The organism is Sulfurimonas sp. NWX79 (genome assembly GCF_039667035.1).
GTDB classification, from domain to species: domain Bacteria; phylum Campylobacterota; class Campylobacteria; order Campylobacterales; family Sulfurimonadaceae; genus Sulfurimonas; species Sulfurimonas indica.
Window position 1 is genome coordinate 139,112 of record NZ_JALCZL010000002.1, and the last position, 20,318, is coordinate 159,429.

At 36.8% G+C, this 20,318-nt stretch carries 17 protein-coding genes; 12 read left to right on the forward strand and 5 right to left on the reverse strand.

Going from position 1 to position 20,318, the window contains the following annotated elements:
* Window positions 1-14: 14 nt before the first annotated feature.
* From MNY27_RS01725 to murJ, 5 genes are all read right to left on the reverse strand, one after another.
* The gene (locus MNY27_RS01725; protein WP_346391795.1) at window positions 15-1,928 is read right to left on the reverse strand and encodes a methyl-accepting chemotaxis protein; all 1,914 of its coding nucleotides are present in this window, start codon (window positions 1,926-1,928) and stop codon (window positions 15-17) included.
* 87 nt (window positions 1,929-2,015) lie between these two features.
* A complete protein-coding gene (locus tag MNY27_RS01730) occupies window positions 2,016-2,930 on the reverse strand; it encodes a class I SAM-dependent methyltransferase (protein WP_346391796.1) in 915 nt (304 codons plus the stop codon).
* 12 nt (window positions 2,931-2,942) lie between these two features.
* The gene (locus tag MNY27_RS01735; protein ID WP_152184775.1) at window positions 2,943-3,887 is read right to left on the reverse strand and encodes a nitrate reductase; all 945 of its coding nucleotides are present in this window, start codon (window positions 3,885-3,887) and stop codon (window positions 2,943-2,945) included.
* A gap of 3 nt (window positions 3,888-3,890) precedes the next feature.
* On the reverse strand, window positions 3,891-5,291 hold the full coding sequence (gene cysS / locus MNY27_RS01740) for a cysteine--tRNA ligase (RefSeq protein WP_346391797.1): 1,401 nt from the start codon (window positions 5,289-5,291) through the stop codon (window positions 3,891-3,893).
* Window positions 5,278-6,684, reverse strand: coding sequence for a murein biosynthesis integral membrane protein MurJ (murJ, locus tag MNY27_RS01745; RefSeq protein WP_152184777.1), 1,407 nt, complete (start codon window positions 6,682-6,684; stop codon window positions 5,278-5,280). The genes cysS and murJ overlap by 14 nt, the downstream gene beginning before the upstream one ends.
* Before the next feature lie 89 nt (window positions 6,685-6,773).
* Between murJ and MNY27_RS01750 the strand changes: the two genes are divergently transcribed.
* From MNY27_RS01750 to MNY27_RS01805, 12 genes are all read left to right on the forward strand, one after another.
* Entirely contained in the window at window positions 6,774-8,690 is a 1,917-nt protein-coding gene (locus MNY27_RS01750) for a flagellar assembly protein A (protein WP_346391798.1), read from the forward strand.
* 10 nt (window positions 8,691-8,700) lie between these two features.
* On the forward strand, window positions 8,701-9,273 hold the full coding sequence (ruvA, locus tag MNY27_RS01755; RefSeq protein WP_152184779.1) for a Holliday junction branch migration protein RuvA: 573 nt from the start codon (window positions 8,701-8,703) through the stop codon (window positions 9,271-9,273).
* A 14-nt stretch (window positions 9,274-9,287) separates the two neighbouring features.
* Window positions 9,288-10,334, forward strand: coding sequence for a D-alanine--D-alanine ligase (locus tag MNY27_RS01760; RefSeq protein ID WP_152184780.1), 1,047 nt, complete (start codon window positions 9,288-9,290; stop codon window positions 10,332-10,334).
* On the forward strand, window positions 10,334-11,068 hold the full coding sequence (locus MNY27_RS01765) for an alpha/beta hydrolase (protein ID WP_346391799.1): 735 nt from the start codon (window positions 10,334-10,336) through the stop codon (window positions 11,066-11,068). Before MNY27_RS01760 ends, MNY27_RS01765 begins: the two co-directional genes overlap by 1 nt.
* Complete coding sequence (murF, locus tag MNY27_RS01770; RefSeq protein WP_346391800.1) at window positions 11,069-12,514, forward strand: UDP-N-acetylmuramoyl-tripeptide--D-alanyl-D-alanine ligase; 1,446 nt, start codon at window positions 11,069-11,071, stop codon at window positions 12,512-12,514. It begins immediately after the preceding gene.
* Window positions 12,515-12,547: 33 nt separating this feature from the next.
* The gene (locus MNY27_RS01775) at window positions 12,548-13,033 is read left to right on the forward strand and encodes a TRAP transporter small permease subunit (protein ID WP_152184783.1); all 486 of its coding nucleotides are present in this window, start codon (window positions 12,548-12,550) and stop codon (window positions 13,031-13,033) included.
* Window positions 13,030-14,313 carry a TRAP transporter large permease subunit gene (locus tag MNY27_RS01780; RefSeq protein ID WP_346391801.1) on the forward strand — a complete coding sequence of 428 codons (1,284 nt, stop codon included), beginning with the start codon at window positions 13,030-13,032 and terminating at the stop codon, window positions 14,311-14,313. The genes MNY27_RS01775 and MNY27_RS01780 overlap by 4 nt, the downstream gene beginning before the upstream one ends.
* Window positions 14,314-14,323: 10 nt before the next feature.
* Window positions 14,324-14,824: an HIT domain-containing protein gene (locus tag MNY27_RS01785; RefSeq protein ID WP_346391802.1), complete on the forward strand. Its 501-nt coding sequence runs from the start codon at window positions 14,324-14,326 to the stop codon at window positions 14,822-14,824.
* The gene (locus tag MNY27_RS01790) at window positions 14,808-16,124 is read left to right on the forward strand and encodes a M23 family metallopeptidase (RefSeq protein ID WP_346391803.1); all 1,317 of its coding nucleotides are present in this window, start codon (window positions 14,808-14,810) and stop codon (window positions 16,122-16,124) included. Before MNY27_RS01785 ends, MNY27_RS01790 begins: the two co-directional genes overlap by 17 nt.
* Window positions 16,125-16,204: 80 nt before the next feature.
* Window positions 16,205-17,407: a molybdopterin-dependent oxidoreductase gene (locus tag MNY27_RS01795; protein ID WP_152184939.1), complete on the forward strand. Its 1,203-nt coding sequence runs from the start codon at window positions 16,205-16,207 to the stop codon at window positions 17,405-17,407.
* 11 nt (window positions 17,408-17,418) lie between these two features.
* Window positions 17,419-17,727: a sulfite:cytochrome C oxidoreductase subunit B gene (locus MNY27_RS01800; protein ID WP_152184940.1), complete on the forward strand. Its 309-nt coding sequence runs from the start codon at window positions 17,419-17,421 to the stop codon at window positions 17,725-17,727.
* A gap of 121 nt (window positions 17,728-17,848) precedes the next feature.
* Window positions 17,849-19,972, forward strand: a complete 2,124-nt coding sequence (locus MNY27_RS01805; protein WP_152184941.1) for a methyl-accepting chemotaxis protein — start codon at window positions 17,849-17,851, stop codon at window positions 19,970-19,972.
* Window positions 19,973-20,318 lie beyond the last annotated feature (346 nt).

Below are 20,318 nucleotides of genomic sequence, written 5' to 3' on the forward strand. Positions count from 1 at the left end.
AGATTTATGGTGCTTTAAATTATTTGAGCACCATAAAAATTAATATCATTTATAACTTGAAGACCAGTGTACTTAACCTGGCATTTAATACTTTTATGACTATCTATCGTTTCATCTAAAGTAAGAGTGATAATATCATTCAGTGAAAGCGTAATTGTTGACTCTTTATAATAAAAAGAGATACCATGTTTTGATTTGTCAAAGATATAAACATTATTGCCTTTTTCATCTTCTGCTAAAATTGGAGGTGTTAAAACTGTTCTCTCATCGCCTCTTTTATTGAGCACAATATCAAAACCGTCTGCCAATGTTTTCAACTCTGCACTTTTTAATGAGATTGTATGCATTATCTCCTTTGTATTCTCCGCATTTTCAACAAGTAAATGGCTTGAAGCTTCTACATCATTGAGATTCTCATCAACACTGTTAAGCATTTTTGAGGCATTGATAAACTCATCTTGAAAACTATCCAAAGATGTTGAGATCAGATTAAAGGTCTCTTCTACTTTTTCAAAACTTGTATTGATTTTTTGAGAGTTTTCTACTAATGCTAGGACACTCTCTTTGGAATTTAAAGCACTTGAAGAGACTCTCTTTATCTGTTCGTTGATTTTGTTCAGTACTTGGGATATATCTTGGGCATTTTCTCTTGATATCTCGGCGAGTTCTCGAATCTTATCCGCTACAACGGCAAAGCCACGACCATGCTCTCCTGCATGTGCAGCTTCTATGGCAGCATTGAGAGCAATAAGATTCGTTTCATCTGCGATATCTGTAATAATTTCAGTCATCTTAGATACTTCTTCTGAAAAACTTTTGAGATCATTGATGCTATGGGATGTTTCATCCATAATTGATGCTGTTTCATTCCCCTGTTTAAGGCTATTGTCTACATCTTCCTTGCTTTTACTGACAATTTTTTTGGACTCTTCTGTGTTGTTCATAAGTAAGTCCAGTGAAGAGACCATACTGTTGTTTACATCAAGTACATTCTCAAGTTGCTCTTTAGAGTGGTGGACAAACTCACTTTGTTGTTTGGCATATTGGTTTGTATCATCAATTTTCACATAACTATAACTTGCTTGAAAAGCCATATTTTTACTCGCTGTAACGACATTTGCAATAACAGGCTTGAGTGAATCCACCATTTTTTTGGTATGTCGAAAGAGCTTGTCAATCTCATTTTGTGAATTTTCATTCTCAAGAGGTTCATCTTTGACTAAATCCTCAATGACAAAATTACCTTTTTCAACTCTAAAAATGAGTTGAAGCAGTTTATTGATACGTGAGGATACATATTTCTTAAATAGAAAATGTGTTAGAAAGAGAATGATGATAATGTTGATAACCCCTGTACTAACAGTCAGTATAATATTCTCATTTAAAGCATTATAGTAATCTTCCAAATCGATCATAACATCTTCAACAGCTACTACATTACCTGCTGTCCAGTCCGGGTGGCACATTTTACACTTCTCTTCGGCAATAATCGGTCTTGCTGAGATAAAGTACTCCTTACCTTTATGACTGATTGTGTCATCTATCTCTTTGAGCTCTCTGTTTTTGGAAAATCTTTGGATTAGCTCCACCTCATAAGGAGTTGCTTGGTTGAGTGGATCGTAAGGGTTTGGACGAGCTTCTTTGAAAAAGACTTTTCCTTTGGAGATTTCTGTGAATTTTTGAAATACTTCATTTTGAATGACTTGCGGTGTCTCAGGGGATTCACCACTGAAAAATTTTTCGTTTCTAGATTCTAAAAGGACATCTGCAAAATTAAGTACTGTTGTTGCTTGCTGTTTGAGTTGCTCTTTTTGATTTTTCACCTGTTGTGTGTAAGCATAATAATAAAAGAGAGCAGATACAAAGATAAATGCCCCTGCAAACATGATAGAAAACATTGTGGCAAGTTTAAATTTTTGTACATTCATCTGCAAAGTCCTTAATTGTCAATTACAAAAGATTGTAGCAATTTGAAAATAAAGACTAGATTATAAACTCTAAAAGAGCATCTTATACTAGATATGACGTGTAAAAATAAGATTTTTTAGTGATTTTTCCTCATCGGCACTTGCAAACTCTGTAAGATTAGGTAAACGCTTTTGAAATTTAAAGCTTGGTGCCCACTGCTCAATGAGTTCTATTAAAAAATTGCTCTCTAGCTCTGGAGAGTTAAGACAGGCTAAAAGTATGCAGGCATCGCTTGCAATTTGTGGTAGTTTTTTGATGATTTTCTCATAATCTTTTGTCGCCTCAAAACTTCCTTTCTGGAAGCTTGGCGGATCGATGATGATAAGGTCATAAGGACCTTTTCTTCGAATGTTTGAGAAAGATTTTAGGATGTTATACGGTAGAAAACTCACTCCTTTTGGATTGAGTTGATTGAGCGAATGGTTAGCCATACCGACTTTAAGTGCACCTTTGCTCATGTCTATATTTACAACACTTTTGGCTCCTCCAAATTTTGCTGCAACTGAAAAGGCACAGGTATAGGAGAAGAGATTTAAAACATGTTTCTCATTTGCTATCTCACGCACAAAAGCACGACCATTTTTCATATCGGGAAAGTAATAATTGTTTTTATTTGAAAGCAGGTTGAGTTTGAGTTTCATACCGTTTTCAAGTATATACAGATCTTGAGGGAGCTCTCCGATAAGTACTTCTGATGGTGCACCTTTTTGGTAGCGTCTCTGGACTACAAAAGTATCAAACTTTTGACTCTCCTTGACAAATGTTTGCAAGGCTTCTAATAGCTCTGATTCATGCTCTTCTTCAAAGTAGAGCGCAACACTTAAAATATTGTTAATGGAGTCAACAGTGAGATGTCTCCAGCCATCATAGAGTCCACCACGTCCGTGAAAGACCCTTTGGAACTCCTCATTAGTTGTTTGTGTGTTTTTTGCAATCAATGCTACAATATCTTTTACCTGCATTATAATCATCCTTTAATCCAGTTTCCAGTAGTAAATATAGGGGCTGTTTTCACTGCTGTAAAGCTCTTTTTCATTGACAAATTTTATCTGATTTATCACTGCTTTATGTCCACTTAGTTCGTGTAGTTTTTGCTTTGTTTGTATAGAGAAGAGTTGGAGTTTGTTATCTTCACCGCTACTATAGATACCGGTTTTTCCACTTGGTGTGATACCAACACAGTAAACAAGAAAATCACTCTTGATATGGTAAGGAGTTCTTCCTTTTTGATAGACACCGATACGTCTGTCCTGACCTGCCGTGAGTGTGACACCTTTTGCGTGTGCGACATGAAAAACATTGTCTACATTCTCTGATGATAAAATCTGTAGGGTTTTTGAACTAGCAACATCGATAATACGGGCTTCTCCACTTTCATCTGCTATAATAATATGCTTTTTATCCTGCGTGAGGGTAATGTCTCCAAGCGTGCTTTGTGTAACATGACGTTTGTAGCGATTATATTTTTCACCCATATCATAAAGAATAATCTCTGAAGCAAAAGTTGCTAAGAGAATTTTCTCATTATCAATAAAACGCGCCTCTTTTATGCTTAGTTTTGCATCTTCAAAGATGATCTTGTTTAGCTTGTGATTTTCATAGACCCAGACATTACGGTAGAGGTTCTTACCAATGCTTACAAGTAGGATTTGTCCATTGAGATAGTCAATACTTAAAATTCTTGCAGGCTGGAGCTCGCCCAGTTCTGTTGTAAGAGGTTCTAGTATTATCGTATCGACTATCTTTTTTGTCTTGAGGTCAAAAACAGTGACAACACCTTCATCATCTGCTGCATAAAGACGATTATCGGTTACAATAAAGTCACTGACATAGCCGATAGCTTTAAATTTGTAGTGAGGGTGTATCTCTTTTGCTTGCAGAGAAGCCAGAAGCAAAAAGATAAAGAGTAGGCGTAACAAAAACTACACCTTCTCCCAAAAGGTCCCTTGAGGTGTATCCATAAGCCCAACACCATACGAGAGTATCTCCTCACGCAGGGCATCAGAGCGTTCGAAATCTTTTGCTTTTTTTGCCTCGTTACGTGCTTCAATGAGCTCTGAGAGTTTGGCTTTTGTCGCATCATCAACACCGAATTGAAAATATTCATAAGGATTTTTCACCCCAAAGCCAAGCACTTTTTCAATAAAGCCAAGATTTGCCATCGTCTCTTTTTTCAGTGCCTTATGTTTTCCCGGAGTATCCAGTGTCTCATTTGCCTCTGCTATCATCGCATCAATGAGTGCAAGTGCCGATGAAATGTTTAGGTCATCACTGAGTGCTTCTAAGAGTTTTTCTCCAAAAGCTGTTTTTTCTTCATTACCTGGGAGCCCAAAAAGACGTTTTTTAAGTCGATAAAGCTTATCAAGCCGTTTTTTTGAAGCTTCTAGGTCCTCAGTATTGAAATTAAAGTTTGAACGGTAGTGAGAACTTAAAAGATAGAAACGAAGTACCTCTCCATCATACTCACGCAGGGCATCTTTAAGGAAAAAACTGTTGCCAAGACTCTTACTCATCTTCTCGCCATTTATGTTGACAAAGCCGTTATGCATCCAGTAGTTCGCAAGTTCATGTTTTGTTGCACAGCGAGTTTGTGCCGCTTCATTTTCATGGTGAGGAAAGAGCAGGTCTGCACCACCTCCGTGAATGTCTATAGCATAAGGCTTGTCTTTGTATGCCAGATGTTTTTCAATCATCGCAGAACACTCCAAGTGCCACCCTGGACGACCTTTTCCAAAAGGGGAGTCAAAAGTTACAGAGTCATCTTTTACAGATTTCCAGAGTGCAAAATCAGCAGGGTTTTTCTTCTCTTTTGAACTCTCAACGCGCTCTTGACGTTCATCTTCATCCTGGACTCTGTGAGAGAGTGTGAGGTATTCACTGTCACTTTTTGTATCAAAATAGACATCGCCATCACTTGTCTGATAGGCATGACCACTCTCTATGAGCTTTGCTATAAGAGCATACATTGCATCAAGGGATTCTGTTGCTTTTGGCTCGATATCGGGGCGTTTTACACCGATGGCTTGCATCTCTTTGTGAAAGGCCTCTGTATAAAAATCTGTAATCGTTTTGATATCTTTTTTCTGTTCTATCGCTTTTTTTATGATTTTATCATCAATATCTGTGATGTTTCTTGCATAGGTCACTTCATAGCCGTTAGCACGGAGCACACGTGAGAGCAGATCAAACACGAGTGCTGATTTTGCGTGACCGAGATGTGCATCATCATAGACGGTAGGTCCACAGACATAAAGTGTTGCTTTTCCCTCTACGAGTGGTTCAAATTTGCGTTTTGTTTTTTGTACAGAATCATAGATATGCACTGATAAAATCCTTGAAAATTACTAATAGGATAGTAAAAATTATGGAACCTGCAATCAGATAGAGCAGGTTACGTGAGCGAAGTATAGCAAAAAAGTTTTGCCAGCCAAAAACTTTTAATGTAAAAAAGAGACTTACAAAGCCGCCAAGCGTACTTGCCAGTGCCAAACCAGCTACTCCAAAAGGAGCAATGAAAGTAAGCGCAAAAACGATATACACAAGAAGTGAAATGGTCGCAATTTTTGCAGCTCGCAGCTGCATCTCTTTTGCATAGAGCCATAAAACAAAGAGTTTTTGCAGACCAAAAGGCAGTAGTCCTATGAGGTACATCATTAAAACAAGAGAGGTGTTTTGTGTATCGAGCGTATCAAAAGCCCCTCGTTCAAAGAGCAGGGTAACAATCTCCTTTGAGAGAATAATGCCGCCTAAAGTACTTGCAACAAGTAAAAAAGTTAAAAACCAAAATGCACGTCCTAGATTTTGGAGCGCTTTTTCTTCATCTGCATTTTTTAAATAACGTGCCACTCGTGGAAAAAGGGCAACAGAGGTGGCAATGGCAAAGAGTGCCAAAGGAAGTTGGAAGATGCGATTTGCATAGTAGAGATACGAGATGCTTCCAGTTGCTAAGAAAGAGGCTAAAAATGTGTCTAAAAAAGCTGAAATCTGTGCTGTTGAATTTCCCCAGATTGCAGGAAAAAAGTTCTTTTTAAATTTCTTTGTATCTTCTTTGATAAGGATGGACTTCTCATGCAGGTACTTAAAACCACCAAAAAGCAATCTCCAAAGACCTAGTTTATAGATGGCGATGAGATGGACGAAGAGCTGCAGTCCTCCACCGATAACAACACCAAAACTAAGATAATAGACAATTTCACTTTTTGTTTTTTCACGTGCCAAAAGCAGCGCAGCAATTAAAGAGAGATTCAGGAGTGCTGTTGCAAATGCCGTTGTTGCAAAGTGATGCTTATACTGTAGCATAGCCGCTAAAAAGGTAACACAAAAGATAAGTGGCAGATACCAGAAGTTTATGGAAACAAAAGGTGCCGCCATCTCTATGGTACGAGCATTAAAACCGCTAGCAACGGCTTTTGTAAAAAGTTCAGGAACGATGTTTACCAAAAGGGTGATGAGTAAAATGATGCTAAGAAAAACTACAAAAATATGAATCGAAAAAACAGCTTTATGTCTGCTTTTTGCATAGGCAGGCAGAAAGACCTGCGTGAAAGCGCCTTCGGCAAAGATGCGGCGAAAGAGATTTGGGAGTTTAAAGGCAATGAAAAATATATCACTGTAAACAGAGGCACCAAGAACGGAAGCGGTCAAAAGGTCTCTGAAAAATCCTAAGATACGTGAAAATAAAATACCAAAACTATTGGTGAAAATTGCTCTAAACATGGGCTTCTTTTACATAAAATATAACTTTTACGAGATTTTAACAAAAGTTTCGTTAAAATCTCTCCTAAACTAAAATATCTGGATAAGTAATGGCACTCTTTGGCTCAAGTAAAAAGACACCTGCAATCAAAAAAGTACGTCCTACGGTTGTACGTACACAAAATGTCGCAAAAGAGCTTTTTAAAATAGCAAAATCCTATGAGATGGAGCCGGAACTCTTAGATTTTAATCTGCTGGATGTCCAAACCTATACGCGCTTGATTTCTGAAGAGAACAGAGAGACAGAGTGGGAGGAGATATCAAAAGAGGAGTCACAAAACTTTCACGATGAATCCCTTCTGCTAAACCCATTTTTCCAGATTAAACAGACCTATGAGATAGAAGTTTTTTCAAAAAAAGCTTCCAAAGATGACCACTATAGCAACTTAAAACTAGCCGTAGGTGCCAATGCAACAAAGTGTAAAGTCTATCTTAGCATTGCACAAGGGTCAAAAGTTGATTATGTTCCTCATTTTGAGCAAGATCTGATTGATATGATAAATCGTAAGAAAATTCGAGCAGGAATTTTGGTCTATATGTTTGATGCTATGGTTGAGGGTGTCGCCTCCAAGATATCTGCCCGCGTGAGGATTGCTGAAAAACTGGAGTTTGAACAGAGTGAAACACATCTTATCGCTGAAGCATATGAGCCGACGGTAACGAGAAACGATGAGTTGATACTTCATTATGAAGACTCTAAAGAAGTTGAAGAGAATGAGCGTGTAGACTATGCCTCACGTGGATTTATCCAGAGTGTACAAAAAGGGCAGCTGCTTATAGAGTATGTCAAGGCCAAAATGGGAAAACCGGGACGAAACTGTCGTGGTGAGTATATGGAACCAAAAGAGCCGATTGTAGCACATGAGCCAAATTTTAAAGTGAGTGAAAATATTAAAGTAGTCGAAGATGAAGACTCTATAAAATATTATGCCAATGAAAATGGCTACATCGCTTTTGAAGACAATACCTATGTTATCAAAAAAGAGGTGGATGTCGATGCTATTAGTTTTAAGACAACAGGTTCGATTGACAGTGGTGTAGATTCAGAGGTAAATATTACGGTCAAAGAGACAGATGCTATCAAAGATGCTGTTGGTTCTGGAATGACAGTCGAAGTAACAGAGATAGAGATAGATGGAAATGTTGGATCTAATGCAAAAGTAATCGCTAAAAAGGCAAGTATAGGCGGACAGACGCATAAAGCAGCAACGGTCATTGCAGATGAGTTGGAGATCAATGTCCATAAAGGAAAAGCGTACGGTAAAAATATCCATATAACAAGACTAGAGCATGGTCAAGTAGAGGGTGAAGTTGTAGAGGTTGCACAGGCAATAGGCGGTATCATCCGAGCCAAAGAGGTCGAGATAGGTATCTGTGCATCGCATGTAAAAGCAACAGCATCAAATACAATCGAGATAAAAAAGATGCTGGGAAGTGAAAACGTTTTTACGATTGATCCGCTTTTAAGTCGTGATATACAAAACTCAGTCGAAGACAATGAAGAACAGATAAAAGAGTTGGAACTTCGTATACGAGAGCTGAAAAAAGAGATAGAAAAATATACGAGTTTAATTAAAAATGGAACGAAAGTCTTTTTGGAAATTAAAAAGAGATTACTCCATTATCAAAAGAACAATGTGAAAATGCCGGAGAGCTTTGTCAAAAAATATAAACAGTTCCAGAATATGCAGCAACGTCTTAAAGAGCTTAAAGATGAATATACCCTCAAACAAGAGAAGTTGAATCTTTTAACAACACGTACAGCTTCATTTCAAGATAATATTATGGATGCGAGAATTATTAACAGAGACAAGTGGATTGGTTACAATGAGATAAAATTCAGACTTGTTGATCCCCCGATCGAACTTGTCTATAAGCCACTTGAAGGTTCAAGTGAAAAAGTATTTGGTTTGGTAGAGTTAAATGATGGCGAGTATGCAATTCGCCCTGTAGCTGAAGAAGGGTAAGTAGAAGAAGATGATAGTAGGACTTAATGGAGATGTAGTTTATAAAGAGCCTTCGTTTGTGCATATAAATGTAAATGGAGTTGTTTATGAAGTTTTTATATCATTGCATACTTTTTCTGCACTAGAAAATGAGAAAGTTTCACTTTTTACTACGCAGATAATCCGTGAAGATGCAAATCTGCTCTATGGCTTTATGGATATGAATGAGAAGAAGCTTTTTGCAAGATTGATCAAGATTAACGGGGTAGGGCCAAAAGTGGCAATGGCGATCTGCTCAACATATACGCCTGCACAGTTTGCAACGGTGCTTGGTAATAAAGATGTCAAAGCTGTACAAAAAGTTCCGGGAATCGGACCAAAGAGTGCAGGGCGCATTTTAGTTGAACTCAATGGTTTTGATGCAGAGATACTTAGTGGTACACCTGCAACACCAAATGCTTCGGCTGCATATAATGAAGCAAGTGAGGCACTGGAAGCACTTGGATTTAAAAAAGAGAAAATATCAAAAGCACTTGCAGCATGTGAAGGGGAAGATACGGCTTCTCTAGTAAAAGGTGCTTTAAAGTTATTACAAACAATTTAAGAAGGAATCGTATATTGAAATTAACAATTTTATTTGGCGGAGCGAGTTTTGAACATGAGATAAGTATTGTGAGTGCAATTACACTCAAGGAGAAACTTACAGATTTTGATTTGAGTTTTATCTTCTGTGACAGTGACCACACTTTTTATCTTATAGAGCCTTCAAAAATGAAAGCAGTTACTTTTTCAAAAGGTGAGCATAAAAAGATGCCACAACTCACACTCACGCAGGGTGCATTCATACAGCAGAAAAAAGGAATGTTCGGTTCTAGTGTAGAACATAATAATGTGGTATTAAATCTGATTCATGGCGCTGATGGTGAAGATGGAACAATCGCTGCACTTTTAGATTTTTATGCTATTAAATACATCGGTCCACGTGTAGATGCATGTACTTTTTCTTATGACAAACGCTATACAAAGTATCTATGTGAAGCAATAGGTGTAAAAACTGTTCGTTATGAGGTGGCGCATAAAGATGAACTGAGTAATATCTCTATCTCCTATCCTATCATTGTAAAGCCTTCACGTCTTGGCAGCTCAATCGGTGTTAGCATAGTCAAAGATGAGAGTGAACTTGATTATGCACTTGATGTTGCTTTTGAGTTTGATACGGTTGTTCTGATTGAGCCGTTTTTAGAAGGTGTCAAAGAGTATAATTTGGCAGGTTATATGGCTGATGGAGTGATGCATTACTCCATCGTTGAAGAACCTCATAAAGAGGAGTTTTTGGACTTTGATAAAAAGTATATGGACTTTTCACGCTCTGAGCAGGTTTTAAAGGCGGATATCTCTGAAGAACTAGAAGTAAAACTCAAAGCAAATTTTGACAGAGTCTATCGCGGGCTTTTTGAAGGAGCACTTATTCGTTGTGACTTCTTTGTTCATAATGATGAGGTATTGCTTAATGAGATTAATCCTATTCCGGGTTCAATGGCAAACTATCTCTTTGAAGACTTTGCAAAAGCCATAGAGTCTCTAAGTCTCTCTTTGCCTCACGCAAAGAGAGTAAAAGCCTCTTATGAGTATATTCATTCAATTTCTAAAGCAAAAGGGAAGTAATGGCGCTAAAGTCCATCCAGTACAAACAACATACATTTGATATAAGTTATGAGATTGTAAATCCTGAAGCACAGATTGATTTAATCATTCTGCATGGTTGGGGAAGTAATAAAAACCTGATGAAACAGAGTTTTTCAAGCTATATGGATGGATTTCGTCATATCTACATTGACCTTCCTGGATTTGGGAACTCAACATGTTCTATGGCACTGACAACTGCAGATGTGGCGCGAATCGTAGAGCTCTTTATGATTCATATCAATGCGCAAAAAGATATCATTATGGGACACTCTTTTGGCGGTAAAGTTGCACTTGTACTGGAGCCTAAAATACTGGTCTTGGTTGCAAGTGCCGGTATCTATGTTGAAAAACCACTCAAGATCAAAGCAAAAATTGCACTTTTTAAACTTTTTAAACTTCTAGGCCTTTCAAAATTTCGTTCTTTATTTGTTGCCGATGATGCAAAAGAGCTGAGTGAATATATGTACCAGACCTTTAAAAATGTTGTCAATGACGATTTTTCTGATGAATTTTCCAAGTATGAGGGAAGAGCACTTCTTTTTTGGGGTAAAGAAGACAGTGCAACACCATTAAGCTCTGCAAAGAAGATAAATGAGCTTATCAAAGACTCAACACTTGAAGTGTATGATGGAGATCACTACTTTTTTATGAAGTATGCTGCAGATATCTCTAAAAAGATAGAAACAGAATTTTTGAAAAGTTTAGGACACTAGATGGAGAGTTATGAGACTTTTATAGCCTTTGTTGTCAATGTAGTCTTTGTTACTCTTTTGGGTTGGTATCTCATTACCAATCTGCAATGGTATGACTATAAACTAGAACGTGTACTTTTTAAACATCATAAGCCACATTGGCACATTCTGTACTTTATCATCCCTTTGATAGCTTACTATACTACAGACAAGTTCTTTACCATCTTTTTTATTTTCGCTATTATTCCTGCTATTGTCATATGGTACAAAAGACTTGATAAAAAGTTAGTACTTACCTGGCGTGTCAAACGCTTTTTAATTCTGCTTGTATCACTCACACTTTTTCAAGATGTTTTATGTACTTTAAAAGAAGCGTGTAATATCTATGGTGTAATGATGCCTCTGGCCGTAGCCTATATCGGTTCAACACTGATAGAGAAATTTTTGTTCAAAGTCTATAAAAAAGAGGCAAAGAAGAAGCTTCAAAGTATGAAGGACTTGCAAATTATCTGCATAACAGGGAGTTATGGCAAAACAAGTATCAAAAACTTTGTAACACAGATCTTAAGTGCAAAGTACAATGTCTATGCGACACCAAGAAGTGTCAATACTATTGGCGGTATCATAGCTGATGTCAATAACAATCTCCGTGAGGATGTAGAGGTCTATGTCTGTGAAGCAGGGGCACGTGAGAGAGGTGATATCTATGAGATTACAACCTTTTTAGAGCCACAGACTGTGGTTGTCGGACGTGTAGGTGAAGCACATATCGAGTATTTTAAAACTTTGGACAATATAGTACGAACGAAGTTAGAGATTATGCAATCACCTAGACTTGAACGTGCTTACATCCATACATCTGTAACAGATGAGTCTCATGATAAAGTGACATTTTTCGGTGATGAGATACAAGATGTCAATGCAACGTTAGAGGGGAGTGACTTTAAATTAAAGATCGATGATGAAGTTTTAGAACTGCATACTGATATATTGGGTAGTTTTCAGACGATGAATATCGCTGTAGCTGTTCGTATCGCCAAAGATTTTGGACTGAGCAATGAAGAGATAGTCAAAGCTGTAAAAAAGCTTGAATCTGTTGAACATCGTCTGCAGCTTATAAAAGCAGGTGGGAAAATCATCTTGGATGATGGCTATAATGGAAACATTGATGGAATGTTGGAAGCTATTCGTCTTTGTGCAACACATGAAGGTCGCAAAGTAATTGTTACTCCAGGACTTGTAGAGAGCAGGAATGAACTCAATCTCAAGCTGATTGAAGCCATTAATGAGGTTTTTGATATTGTCATCGTTACAGGTTCACTCAATGCAGAGCTTTTTAAGAAACATCTGAAAGTCAAAAATAAAATTATGCTTTCAGATAAATCTACTTTGACAGAACTCCTAGCAAATCAGACAAAAGCAGGAGATATTATACTCTTTGCAAATGATGCACCGAATTTCATTTAATATATCGAAAATAATATTTTTAAAAGAGTGGGTATGAAATTTATAGACAGCATTACAAAATATACAGCATATTTGACAGCTTTTATCTTGGCACTGTTAGTTGTTTTGGTTGTTTACGATGCGACAAGCAGGTACTTGTTTTCAGAAGGATCAACAGCGCTTCAGGAACTTGAATGGCACTTTTTTGATGTTGTAATTCTTTTGAGTATTGCATATACTTTACGAAACAATGCTCACGTGAGAGTTGATATCTTTTATGAGAAATTTTCACCAAAGACAAAAGCACTCATTAATATCTTCTCTTTTATATTTTTTGTTTTACCGCTCTCTTTTTTGATTATCTACATTGGTATTGGTTTTGTGGAGATGAGTTATCTGCAGCATGAGGCTTCTTCAGACCCGGGAGGGCTCAAATATCGCTGGATTGTAAAATCTTTGATGCCTTTGGCATTTTTCCTTTTGGCACTGCAGGCTTTTAAAGAGCTTGTAAGTGACATTAGAAGATGGAAGTCACTATGATAGCACTTATAATGTTTTGTGTGGCTCTTTTGTTATTACTGTTTGGTGTACCGGTTGCTTTTGCTTTTGGTGGAGTGGCGATGATGTTTGCATTCTTCACTCCAGATGTTGGTTTTGAAGTCTTTAATATTCTGCCGTTTCGTATCTATGGAATTATGGGCAACACAACACTGATGGCAGTTCCACTTTTTATTATGATGGGTTTAATTCTTGAAAAATCCGGAATGGCTGAAAAACTGTTGATGTCAATGAGCTCACTCTTTAAAGGTGTAAGAGGTGGGCTTGGTGTGAGTGTTGTTTTAGTGGGTGCAATACTTGCAGCTTCAACTGGAATAGTCTCAGCAAGTGTAGTTATGATGAGTGTTATAGCCCTTCCTTTGATGCTGCAAGCAGGCTATAACAAAGGTTTGGCATCAGGGACTATTGCAGCAAGTGGAACGCTTGGGCAGATTATTCCACCTTCAATTATCTTAATTGTTTTGGGTGATGTTATGAGTGTGAGTGTGGGTGAGCTTTTTATGGGAGCAGTGCTTCCGGGACTAACACTTGTAGGACTTTATATTATGTATATCCTCATTCGTGCATTTATCAACAAAGAGGATGCTCCTGCAATTATCAGTGAAGAAAAAATAAGTATAGTAGCGCTTCTTTTTACCATCATTCCGCCACTGCTGTTAATGGTAGCCGTGCTTGGAAGTATCTTTGCAGGAATCGCTTCTCCGACAGAATCAGCCGCTTTTGGTGTTGTAGGTGGTGTACTGCTCTCAGCGCTCAATAAAACACTGAACTTTGAGATGATAAAGTATGCACTCTTTGAGACAATGAAGCTCTCAGGTATGATTTTTATGATACTCATCGGTGCAACGACTTTTAGCCTTGTCTTTAATGAACTTGGCGGAACTGATTTGATATTAGAGTTTTTCTCTCATGATATCGGTGATGTGTGGGTGTTTATCGGTGTAGCAATGCTTGCCATTTTTGTACTTGGCTTTTTCATTGACTTTATCGAGATCAGTTTTATTATTGTGCCGATTCTCGTTCCTGTTATGGATGCTTTTGGGATTGATCCTATCTGGTTTGCAGTACTTATTGCTATGAATCTGCAAGCATCCTTTTTGACACCGCCTTTTGGACTCTCGCTCTTTTTTCTAAAAGGTGCAGCGGGTAACAGTATAACGACGATGGATATCTACAAAGGAATCATCCCTTTCATTCTTTTACAGCTTTTAGGACTTGGTCTTGTTATAATGTTCCCAGACTTAGTATTTGCATTTATATAAGGAAGAGAAGATGAATGATATTTTGTATGCTCCGTGGCGTGATGAATATGTTGCAGGTGAGAAGATAGAAGGGTGTGTGTTTTGCCATATCATCTCTCACAAAGATGATGATGAAAAACTGCATGTGCTTTACCGTGATGAGCACTGTTTTATGGTGATGAACAAGTATCCTTACACCCCTGGACATTTTATGATTATTCCAAATGTACATACAGATAAACTAGAAGCATTGCCAAGTGAGATATGGCTGCATATGTCGGCTTTAGCACAGCAGGGGGTAAAGCTTTTAAAAGAAGGTCTTAATGCCCGAGGTGTAAACATCGGGATGAACTTGGGTGCAGCTGCAGGTGCGGGTATTGCAGAGCATATTCATATGCATCTTGTACCTCGTTGGGAGAGAGATACGAACTTCATTACTTCCATTGGACATACACGTGTGTACTCAACTGATTTTGATAAGATTTATAAAAAGATAAAAAGTCTGATACCAAAGTATGTCACACAGCATTAGAACACTCTTTGTTTTTCTACTTTTATTAACTTCTCTCTATGCTGGTGAGTACCCAAAAACTTTTGCTTCTTTGGGTACACCACTTTACAAAGCTTCCAGTCAGCTCTCACACTTCTCAAATATGCCACTTATACAAAAAGAGATAGTCTCATTTCAAAGAAAAAGCAAAGCTTTAAAAGAGCAAGGGTTCTCAGTAGATAAAAGTGAAATTAAAGTAGAAAAACTTGCCTATTTAAAAGCATTGCGTGAGCTTCAAAAAGAGTATGATTATCTGATATATCTTTTGCACCGTGAAATTATAAAAGCAATAGAAGATGATGATTATGAGGATTTCATCAAACTGACATCATACAATCTAGAAACACTGCTTGGGCCAAACTCCTTGCGTGAGCGTGCAATTAGATACTATAAACAACATAAAGATAAGAAAAAAAGCAAATTTCTTGAGCATTTTATACAAGAGAAAGAGCTTTTAAATGCAACATCGCAGGAATTTTTCAACCAAACAAAATCATCACGCTTTAGCTCACAAAAAGAGAGTTATTCTACATATAAAGATGTCTATGCAACAACAAAAAAGTACAAAAAGTATGTAGATATCTTTTTTACCAATACAAACTTTTATGATGTAACCATTAAAGTCAAATCACAATACAAAAATATTCAAGAGTCACGTTACAAAGATTCTCTCTTTGTCATTAAAGCAAAATCAAAAATGCGCTATGCCCGCTTGTATTATAGAGCTGCAAATGCACGTTATTCATTTCAATATAATTGGATAATCGGTTCAAAAGATGTCAGACCAGATAAGAAGTATCTTTATAGGCTTCCCTTTAGAGTAGGGGAGTCACATATGGTCTCTCAAGGTTTTCATGGAAAGAGCACTCATAAAGAGCACTCGGAGTATGCAGTGGATTTTAAGATGGATATTGGTACAAAAATCTATGCTGCACGAGGTGGTATTGTTGTAAAAACAAAAGATGACTCCAACAAAAAAGGCTTTTCGAAAGCTTTTGCAAAATATGGTAATTATGTTATTGTCCTTCATGATGATGGAACATTCGGAACATATTATCATCTAAAAAAAGGTGGCGTGCTTGTAAGTGTCGGAGAGAGAGTAGATAGAGGCAGTGCTTTGGGATATTCAGGAAATACAGGTTATACAAATGGACCGCATCTTCACTTTGCAGTATTTAAAGCAGTGAGAACATTAAAGACAGAGTCTCTTCCTATCAAATTTATTTCTGCGCAAGGAGTTGTAGACAAGCCAATTACAGGTAAATATTACAAGGCAAAATAGTGCTAGTTTCTACTATTTAATTATGTTTAAACATAAATTGATATAATAAGAGCTATATTTAAAAGTTATAAGGAAAACTTATGAAGAGAAGAGAGTTTTTAAAGACTTCTATTGTTGCATCTGCAGCAGTTTTAGGATCATCTACTACTTTATCTGCTGGCGAAACACATCAACCAATAGACAGCAGAAAAGTATCAGATATGGCATTCCCTGAGAAACGACCGCTTATTACATATTCTGACAGACCACCACTTTTAGAATCACCAAGAAGCACGTTTGCAAGAGGTATTACAGAGAATGATGAATTTTTTGTGCGTTGGCACCTTCCGGATATTCCTACACATATAGACCCAGACAAATATACTATTAAAATCAATGGACTTGTAGAAAAAGAGTTAGAGATTTCTTTAAAAGAGTTAAAAGAGGATTTTGAACAAGTTGAAGTTACTGCCGTACTGCAGTGTGGTGGTAACAGTCGTTCTGCATTCACACCTATTGCCGGTGGTATCCAGTGGGGAAGTGGTGCTATGGGTTGTGCTAAATGGAAAGGGGTAAGACTCCGTGACCTTTTACATAAAGCAGGTCTTAAAAAAGATGCACACTGGATCGGATTTAACGGAAAGGACAATGCGGCTTATTATGAAACACCGAACTTTGTTCGTGAATTAGAGATGGAAGAGCTAGATGACCATGTTATCGTTGCATATGAAATGAATGGTGAAGATCTTCCATACTTGAATGGGTATCCGCTTCGTTTGGTTATTCCGGGATATTACTCAGACAGCTGGGTAAAAATGCTTAGTAATATCACTGTTACAAACAAGTATAAATCACTCTTTTTTATGGATGTTGCGTATCGTGTGCCAGACAACAAAACTGAAAGTGAAACTCCAGAACATAAGTTTAAGCCAACAAAACCTATTACTACAATGAATGTAAAATCAGTTATCGGATACCCTGAAAACGGTATGAAGGTATATCATAACTCTCATGTTGTTGTTCGTGGTGTTGCGTTTGATGATGGAACAGGTATCAAAGATGTTTATATATCTACTGATGGTGGCAAGAGTTGGGACAAAGCAGAACTAAAACAAGAAAATGGACGTTATGCTTATACTGAATTCAGATATGCTTTTAAACCTACTAAATATGGAAAAGTTACATTTATGGCAAAAGCTGTAAACCGTTTAGGTAAGGAACAACCATTTGCAAAAGATATCGGATGGAATCATGGCGGTTATAAATATAACGGCATAGATGAAGTTACAGTAGAAGTTGTATAAGGAAAAAAAGAATGAATAAAATATTATTATTAGTTATGTTGTCAGTAGGTTCACTTTTTGCACAGGTAAAAGGTGATGTTGAAGTTCCATATATTGCATATCAGATTAAAATGGGAAAAGGGTTTGATGCAGTGCAGGCAAATTGTCTTATGTGTCACTCATTTGGGTATATTATTAATCAAGGTCCTCAATCACGTCTTTTTTGGAAAAAGAAAGTTGATAAAATGATCACTCATTTTAAAGCACCTATCCCTAAAGAAGATGCAAAAATTGTTACAGATTATCTTTTTGAACATTATGGAAACGGAGAGTTAAAATAGCATCTAGAAAAGAATAACCTAGTAAAGGTTGTTCTTTTGCATGTATAAATAATTATTTTCACCACTAATTTTATAAAATTAGTATAAAATTAGTGGTGAAAGTATAAAAAGGGGGAGAGATATGGACTTTAAATCTATTTCAATTAGCAAAAAGATACACATTCCGCTCATTGTTTCTATTGTCATAGGCTTGTTAATAATCTTAATTAATTATTTATATTCAATAGATGAGTTGACAAATGATGTGTATTCAAAAGAGAAAAACTCTCTAGAGTCTACATATGCAGAATTAATGCGCGGCAAAAGAGATATAGGATTAACCAATGCGATCAATATCTCTAAGAACTACAGTGTTATTCGTGCACTGTTAGAGAACAACAGAGAGATTGCAATCGATGGACTCAAATCGCTCTCTGAAGAGTTCAAGACATACACGAACTATAAAAACATCAAAGTACATATTCATGATGCTAATATTCACAGTTTTTTACGTGCCTGGAAGCCTAAAAAATTTGGTGATGACCTAAGTGGATTTAGAAATACGATAGTAGCAGTAAAAAAAGACAAAAAACCGATAGTTGCCATTGAACTTGGTCGTGCCGGGCTTGTTCTACGAGGTTTATCACCTGTTATTGTCGATGGTAAATATTTAGGTTCTGTAGAGTTTATGCAAGGGCTCAACTCAATTGTAAAAACAGCAAGAAAGGTCAATGGTTACGAGATAGTCATTGTTATGAAAAATGAGTTTCTTCCTATCGCTACGAAACTAAAAGATGCTCCAAAGATCGGCAACTATACATTGGCAGTAAAAAAGAATGTAGTGGATAACGACTTCCTCAACAATCTTAAAAATGCACAAATTGATAAAGTAGATGGTTTTCAGATTACAGATAAATATTTTCTAGTCTCTAAAGCTATAAAAGATTTTTCAGGTAAAGTTGTTGCTTACGCAGTTATCGGTGAAAATATTGAAAATGTTAACAGTGTCATATCTCAGTCAGAAGAGTCTCTGCAAAAACAGGTCTATATTATAGCCTTTTTTGACTTGCTAATGCTTCTCTTCTTATTACTTATTATTAAAAAATCTGTAACAGAACCAATACTCAACCTTGATAATGTGGTAAGTGAACTAGCACAAGGTGATGCAGATCTTAGCAAACGTTTACCGGTAAAAAGTAATGATGAACTTGGGCGTGCAAGTAAAAGTTTCAATGCTTTCTTAGATAAGGTAGAAAAAATTGCACTCGATGCACAAGAAGAAGCTAAGAAAGCTGAAGAGGCCGCTAAAGTAGCTGAATCGGTTGTAGAGAACAATAAACTGACATTGGCACTCTCTTCTGAAATGATAGGTGGTGCTGTTAAAAATGCAGATAACTTACGTAGAAGTATGGAAAAAAGTGTTGAGAGTGTGAATCAGGCAAATGAACTCAATGCAAAAACTTCAGAGGTTATTTTAGAGGTTACAGAATCAACAGGTAATATTAAACAGGCTATCAACAATATTACAGAGATGATAAGTGAGTCAAGACACTCCGCTGAAGAGCTTAACTCAAATGTAGAAGAGATTTTCAATGTCATCTCTCTTATTAAAGATATTTCTGACCAGACAAATCTCTTAGCGCTCAATGCTGCCATAGAAGCTGCGCGTGCAGGTGAACATGGACGTGGTTTTGCCGTTGTTGCAGATGAAGTAAGAAAACTAGCAGAACGTACGCAAAAAGCGACAAGTGAAGTAGAAGCGAATATCAGTGTACTTAAACAAAACTCTATGAGTATGAGTGAAAACAGTGAAAAAATTGAAGAGCATTCAGTAGAATCGCAACAGACACTTGATGAGTTTGTAGAGATACTCTCTCAACTTATTGAAAATAGTAAAGTGATTACAAAAGATAACGAAATCATTGGTCATGAACTCTTTGCAAATATGGCAAAACTTGATCATATGGTTTATAAAAACAATGCTTATTCGTCAATGCTTGAAGGAAAACTCAATTTCCAACTGACAGACCATAATAGCTGTAGGTTAGGAAAATGGTATGCAGAAGAGGGGAAAGGGCATTTTGGTAAAACAAATGCATTCCAATCTATTGAAGTACCACATAAACAAGTGCATGATGCCATTGCTAAAGCGATGCAAAAACTTGACAGTAGAGATATTGATGAGATTATTGCACTCTTTAAAGATGCAGAAGAAGCATCGTTAGAGCTTTTTGAGTATCTTGACAATATCATTAAAGAGGATTAAAGATCCTCTTTAACCCTTCTTAGATTTTAGAACAAAGAAAAAAATCCCCGCAATTACTAAAAAGATTCCTATTCTAATTGTTAAAGTTGTAATATCTGTTGTGTCATTCATTTTATAACTCCTTTCTTTTTTGATCTTTTGTAGCTTTAACCCATCGTTTTAAAAAACTCTCTCGTGAGTATATTTTTGAACCCAAACGTTTTTTATATTCCATATGAGGATGACTGTCAAACGAACTGCTAAAATTGGCACTAAAGGAAGTGAGTTAAAAGTTACTTTTTAAACACAAACCTTAAAAAATCAAATTAATTTTTGATAGACTCCATTTCATCTTTTTTGAAAGGAG

Excerpts from the sequence above, each read along its gene's own strand:
- MNY27_RS01765 (WP_346391799.1), top strand. The coding sequence starts at position 10,334 with ATGGCGCTAAAGTCCATCCAGTACAAACAACATACATTTGATATAAGT.
- MNY27_RS01785 (WP_346391802.1), top strand. The coding sequence starts at position 14,324 with ATGAATGATATTTTGTATGCTCCGTGGCGTGATGAATATGTTGCAGGT.
- MNY27_RS01790 (WP_346391803.1), top strand. The coding sequence starts at position 14,808 with ATGTCACACAGCATTAGAACACTCTTTGTTTTTCTACTTTTATTAACT.
- MNY27_RS01780 (WP_346391801.1), top strand. The coding sequence starts at position 13,030 with ATGATAGCACTTATAATGTTTTGTGTGGCTCTTTTGTTATTACTGTTT.
- MNY27_RS01775 (WP_152184783.1), top strand. The coding sequence starts at position 12,548 with ATGAAATTTATAGACAGCATTACAAAATATACAGCATATTTGACAGCT.
- MNY27_RS01730 (WP_346391796.1), bottom strand. The coding sequence starts at position 2,930 with ATGCAGGTAAAAGATATTGTAGCATTGATTGCAAAAAACACACAAACA.
- murJ (WP_152184777.1), bottom strand. The coding sequence starts at position 6,684 with ATGTTTAGAGCAATTTTCACCAATAGTTTTGGTATTTTATTTTCACGT.
- MNY27_RS01800 (WP_152184940.1), top strand. The coding sequence starts at position 17,419 with ATGAATAAAATATTATTATTAGTTATGTTGTCAGTAGGTTCACTTTTT.
- MNY27_RS01725 (WP_346391795.1), bottom strand. The coding sequence starts at position 1,928 with ATGAATGTACAAAAATTTAAACTTGCCACAATGTTTTCTATCATGTTT.
- ruvA (WP_152184779.1), top strand. The coding sequence starts at position 8,701 with ATGATAGTAGGACTTAATGGAGATGTAGTTTATAAAGAGCCTTCGTTT.
- MNY27_RS01805 (WP_152184941.1), top strand. The coding sequence starts at position 17,849 with ATGGACTTTAAATCTATTTCAATTAGCAAAAAGATACACATTCCGCTC.
- MNY27_RS01795 (WP_152184939.1), top strand. The coding sequence starts at position 16,205 with ATGAAGAGAAGAGAGTTTTTAAAGACTTCTATTGTTGCATCTGCAGCA.
- MNY27_RS01750 (WP_346391798.1), top strand. The coding sequence starts at position 6,774 with ATGGCACTCTTTGGCTCAAGTAAAAAGACACCTGCAATCAAAAAAGTA.
- murF (WP_346391800.1), top strand. The coding sequence starts at position 11,069 with ATGGAGAGTTATGAGACTTTTATAGCCTTTGTTGTCAATGTAGTCTTT.